At 71.0% G+C, this 5,213-nt stretch carries 5 protein-coding genes; 1 reads left to right on the forward strand and 4 read right to left on the reverse strand.

The features are described from left to right. The coding region (locus ACM2XV_RS11860) for an aminoglycoside phosphotransferase family protein (protein WP_487027065.1) at positions 1–424 on the forward strand (424 nt) is incomplete at its 5' end. Here ACM2XV_RS11860 and ACM2XV_RS11865 read toward each other — a convergent pair. From ACM2XV_RS11865 to ACM2XV_RS11880, 4 genes are all read right to left on the reverse strand, one after another. Then, complete coding sequence (locus tag ACM2XV_RS11865; protein WP_487027069.1) at positions 425–1,645, reverse strand: multidrug effflux MFS transporter; 1,221 nt, start codon at positions 1,643–1,645, stop codon at positions 425–427. It lies immediately after the preceding gene. A 223-nt stretch (positions 1,646–1,868) separates the two neighbouring features. After that, entirely contained in the window at positions 1,869–3,056 is a 1,188-nt protein-coding gene (locus ACM2XV_RS11870; RefSeq protein WP_487027066.1) for an ROK family protein, read from the reverse strand. A 107-nt stretch (positions 3,057–3,163) separates the two neighbouring features. Beyond that, complete coding sequence (locus tag ACM2XV_RS11875) at positions 3,164–4,579, reverse strand: GH1 family beta-glucosidase (RefSeq protein WP_487027067.1); 1,416 nt, start codon at positions 4,577–4,579, stop codon at positions 3,164–3,166. Between the two features lie 62 nt (positions 4,580–4,641). Beyond that, positions 4,642–5,213 (reverse strand): type 1 glutamine amidotransferase (locus ACM2XV_RS11880; RefSeq protein ID WP_487027068.1); only part of this gene is annotated, 572 nt, incomplete at its 5' end.

Raw genomic sequence — 5,213 nt, forward strand, 5'->3', positions numbered from 1 at the left:
GGTGCGGCTGCACGTCGAGCCGGACACGAGCGTGCGGCTGGTGCCGCTGCGCCGCTGGTTCCGAGACCTGCTCGAGACATCCGATCATGCCCTCGCCGACGCGCGCGAGACGGCGCTGCGCCTGCTCGACGCCCCGTGGGACGAGGTCGTGCTGCACGGCGACATCCACCACGGCAACGTGCTCGACTTCGGCTCGGCCGGCGCGCCCGTCTGGAAGGCGATCGACCCGAAGGCGCTCATCGGCGAAAGCGGCTTCGACTACGCGAACCTGCTGTGCAACCCGCCCGAGACGTTCGCGGCGAACCACGAGGAGGCACGGCTCGCGCGGCGCATCGAGGTGGTGGCATCCGTCACCGGCGTGCCGGCCGGCCGCCTGCGCGACTGGCACACGGCCTGGCACGCGCTCTCGGCCCTGTGGGGCTAGCTAGTGCCCGATGTCGGGCACCGTCTTCGGCCGCACGATGAACCACAGGCTCAGCACCGACAGCGTCGAGGTGACGATCATGATGGCGCCCATGGGCAGCCCGCTGGTCAGGTGGAACAGGCCGACGATCGGGGCCACGATGCCGGCGAGCACGAACTGGAAGGCGCCGAGCAGCGAGGCCGCCGTGCCCGCCTCGTGCGGGTGCGAGTTCATCGTGAGGACGCCGACGGTCGGGAATCCGAAGCCGCACGCGCAGATGAAGAACCAGAGCGGGACCATGACGCCCCATTCGCCCAGCCCGGCGGTGCTCGTGAGGACGATCGCGATCGCGGCGGCGAGCATGACGGCGGTCGACCAGGCGAGGATCCACTGCGGAGGGATGCGGTGCGAGAGCCGGCCCGCCGTCTGCACGCCGATGATGATGCCGACGGAGTTGACCGCGAACAGCAGGCCGTACTGCTGGGCGCTGAAGTGGTAGAGGTCCTGGAAGAGGAAGGTGCTCGCCGAGAGGTACGCGAACAGCCCCGAGAAGTTCATGGCGCCGACGAGCACGATGCCGATGTAGATGCGGTCGGTGAGCACCGCCTTGTAGCGTGCGCCGGTCGTCGCGTGCACCGAGCTGTGCCGCGCGGACTTCGGGCGCGTCTCGACGATCCAGAGCGCGACGCAGCCGACGACGAAGGCGCCGTAAGCGGCCAGCACCCAGAAGATGCCGCGCCACGGCATGATCAGCAGCAGCTGCGAGCCGAGCACGGGGGCGATGACCGGGGCGAGGCCGTTCACGAGCGCGAGGTTCGAGAGCATGCGCACGAGCGGCCGCCCGCCGAACAGGTCGCGCACCATCGCCTGCGCGACGACGCCGCCTGCCGCCGCGCCGAAGCCCTGCAGGAAGCGGAAGATGCTCAGCACCTCGATGTTCGGGGCGAGCGCGGCGCCGAGGCAGGCGAGGATGTGCAGGCTCGTCGCGAGGATCAGCGGCAGCCGCCGGCCGACCCGATCGCTCCACGGGCCGACGAGCAGCTGGCCGATGCCGAAGCCGACCGTCGTCGCGGTGAGCGTCAGCTGCGTGAGCGAGGTCGTCGTGTTCAGGTCGACCTTCAGCGTCGGCAGGCTCGGCAGGTAGGTGTCCATCGTGAACGGGCCGAGCGCGGTCAGCGCCCCGAGGATCAGCACGTAACTGAGGCGCTGGCGCCTGCTGAGCGCGTCACCGGGGTGGCGCAGCGGTGCGGGCTCGTCAGAGGCGGCGAGCGTCAGGTCGAGAGGAGCGGTGGAGGTCAAGCGAAGTCCTGTGCGAAGAGGTGCGTGGTCTGCGGCGCACCGGATTCGTTCAAGATCGAATCGATTCGACGGCGCACGTCAATGCTACGCGAATTCCGGGTCGTCATTAAGGGGGCGAATGCACCCCCGTTGGGGCGCGTTTTCGACGACCGGGCGCTCGCGCGGGCTATGCGGATGCCCCGCCGAGCGATGCCGGGTCGGAGAGCAGCGCCTCGAACGCGAGCTCGGAGGCGCCGATCAGCAGGATGTCGCTGCCGAGGCGCGTGCGCGTGATCTGCACGCCCTCGAGCGTCTCGGGCAGAGTGGCGCGGGCGACGGCCCTGTCGAGCACCGCGCCGTCGGCCTGGTAGATCGTGGCGAGGAAACCGCCCAGCACCACGAGCCGGGGGTTGAAGAGCGTGAGCGCGGTGCTGAGCGCGATGCCGAGCAGCTCGAGCTGGCGGTGCACCTCGGCCCGCACGGCCGGGTCGTCCGAGGCGAGGATCGCGGCCGTCAGCCCGTCGGCGTCGATGCTCGCGCCCTCGAGCCCAAGCGCTGCGAGCAGCCGCGCGCGGCTCACCTCGGCCTCGAAGGTCCCGGCGAGCCCGCCGGAGTCGACGGCGTCGCTCGACCCGACGCGCACGTGCCCGAGCTCGCCCGCATGGCCGGCCGCGCCGGTGAACGCCGCGCCGCCGAGGATCACTCCCCCGCCGATGCCGCTCGAGCCGCCGTTCACATAGATCAGCTCGCTCACCCCGGCACCGGCGCCGAAGACGTGCTCGGCGTAGGCGCCCAGCTGGGCGTCGTTCGACGCGCGGACCGGCAGTCCGGTGGCATCCGTCAGCATCTGCGCGAACGGCACGTCGACCCAGCCGAGGTGCGGCGCCCGCCGCACCAGCCCGTCGGCGGGGCGCACGAGGCCGGGCATGGCCACGCCGACGCCGACGACGCGCTCGACGGATGCCGTCTCGATGAGGCCGGTGATGGCGCCGGCCGCCGCGGCGACGGCCTCGTCGGGGCTCGGCACGTGATCGAGCGCGACGCGACGGCGCTGCTGCACCCGCCCGTCGAGCCCGACGAGGCCGACGGTCACGGCGTCGATCTCGGGATTCACCGCGAGCGCCGCGATGCGCGGATTGGGCGAGATCACCGGGCTCGGCCGCCCGACCCGCAGATTCGCGTTCGGCCCCGACTCGGTGACGAGCCCCAGCTCGACGAGCTCGCCGACGAGCGCGCCGATGGTCGACCGGTTGAGGCCGGTCTCGCGCGTGACATCCGACCGCGACACCGGGCCGACATGGTGGGCGATCGTCAGCACGGTCGACAGGTTGTGCATGCGCACGCTGTCGAGGTTGTTGCCGCGCCTGGTCGTCACCCGCACCTCATCTCGTCAGCCGCTCGTCACATCGCTCGCCTCCGAGCATCCCACGAAGTCGGCGGGGATGCCCCGGCCGCGCGCCGCACGCAGGGCGGGTCCCGCGGCTACGTCTCCGGGATGGTGCCGGTCTCGGCGAGCCTCGTGTACCAGAGCGCGCTGTCCTTCTTGGTGCGCACCTGCGTCGCGTAGTCGACGTAGACGATGCCGAAGCGCTTCTCGTAGCCGAAGGCCCACTCGAAGTTGTCCATCAGCGACCAGACGAAGTACCCGGTGAGCGGCACGCCGGCCTCGATCGCACGATGGGCGGCGACGAAGTGGCGCTGCAGGAAGTCGATGCGCTCGGGGTCGTGCACACGGCGCTCGCCGCCCTCTTCGACGAGCACGTCGTCGTAGGCGGCGCCGTTCTCGGTGATGACGAGGTCGTACTCGGGGTAGAGCTCGTGGGTCGAGACGAGCAGGTCGTAGAGGCCCTTCGGCTCGATGTTCCACCCCATCGCCGTCACGGGGCCCGGCTGCGGCGCCCACTCGACGCGGGTCGCGCCGGGGAAGGGCGTGCCCTCGGTCGAGTGCTCGGCGCCGCGGCGCACGGTGTCGGTGTTGTAGTAGTTGATGCCCACGAGGTCGATCGGCTGGTGGATCAGCTCGAGGTCGCCGTCTTCGACGAACGACCAGTCGGTGATGTGCTTCGTGTCGTCGAGCAGGTCCTGCGGGTAGCGGCCGCGCAGCTGGGGGTCGGTGAAGGCGCGGTTGCGCAGCGCCTCGATCTGGCGCTTCGCGTCGACGTCCTCCGGGTTGCTCGGGTCTGCGGCATAGACGGACGCCAGGTTGTTGGTGACCGAGTACCTGGCATCCGCCTTCGTCACGACCTTGCGCAGCTCGATGAGCGCGAGCCCGTGCGCGAGGTTGAGGTGGTGCACGGCCTGCAGGCTGGCGAGCTCGCTGCGGATGCCGGGCGCGTGGTGGCCGTTGGCGTAGCCGAGGTAGGCGGCGCACCACGGCTCGTTCAGCGTGGTCCACACCGAGACGCGGTCGCCGAGGCGCTCGCCGACGATACGGGCGTACTGCGCGAACGCATAGCTCGTCTCGCGATTGGTCCAGCCGCCGCGGTCTTCGAGCGCCTGCGGCAGGTCCCAGTGGTAGAGGGTGACGACGGGCTCGATGTCGCGGGCGATCAGCCCGTCGATCACGCGCTCGTAGAACGCGAGGCCGGCCTCGTTCACGTCGCCCGTTCCGTCGGGGACGATGCGCGGCCAGGCGATGGAGAGGCGGTATGCCCCGAGCCCGAGGCTTTTGATGAGGTCGAGGTCCTGGTCGACGCGGTGGTAGAAGTCCACCGCCACGTCGCCCGTGTCGCCGTTCGCGACCTTCCCGGGGGTGTGGCTGAACGTGTCCCAGATGCTGGGCTTCCGGCCGTCCTCGGCGACGGCGCCCTCGATCTGGTAGGCGGCGGTGGCCGTGCCGAACGTGAAGCCCTCGGGGAACGTCAGGCCGCTCTCGCGGAAGTCGTCGGTGGTGCTCATTACGAACGTGAACCTCTCCATTGATGTCGTCGTCGTGCCGCCCACCCCGCGAGGTGAATCGGTTAAGCGGAGTCTATCGGGATGTCGCCGGCGAGGCCGTGGCCGGTGGCGCTGCTCGGATCCTCTGCGCGCTGCTCGGATCCGGACAGCGTCGAGCGGATCTGAGCAGCGCGAGCGCGGGTGACCGCCGCGAAGTTGGTCGCGATCGTGCGGGCGACGGATGCCGCGAGCGGCTCGGCCGCCTCGGCGAGTGCGCGCACCGCCTGCAGGTCGACGCCCTCTTCCGCCGCGAAGTCCTCCTGCTTCCACCTGACGAGATCGGCCGCCGCCACCTCGGGGTGGAACTGGAGGCCCCAGGCGCTCGCGCCGAGGCGGAACGCCTGGTTGGGGTGGTCCACGCTGCTCGCGAGCAGCACGGCGCCGGCGGGCAGGGCGGTGATCGAGTCCCGGTGGTTCTCGAGCATCGAGATGCGGCGAGGAACGCCCTCGAGCAGAGGGTCGCCGGCCGAGGCATCCGTCACGCAGATCGCGGTCGACCCTCGCTCGGGCCGCCCGTGGCGGCCACGCACCTCACCGCCCGCGACCTCGGCGAGCAGCTGGCCGCCGAGGCAGATGCCGAGGGTAGGGATGCCCG

The organism is Gryllotalpicola sp. CP2-P1 (assembly GCF_057512245.1).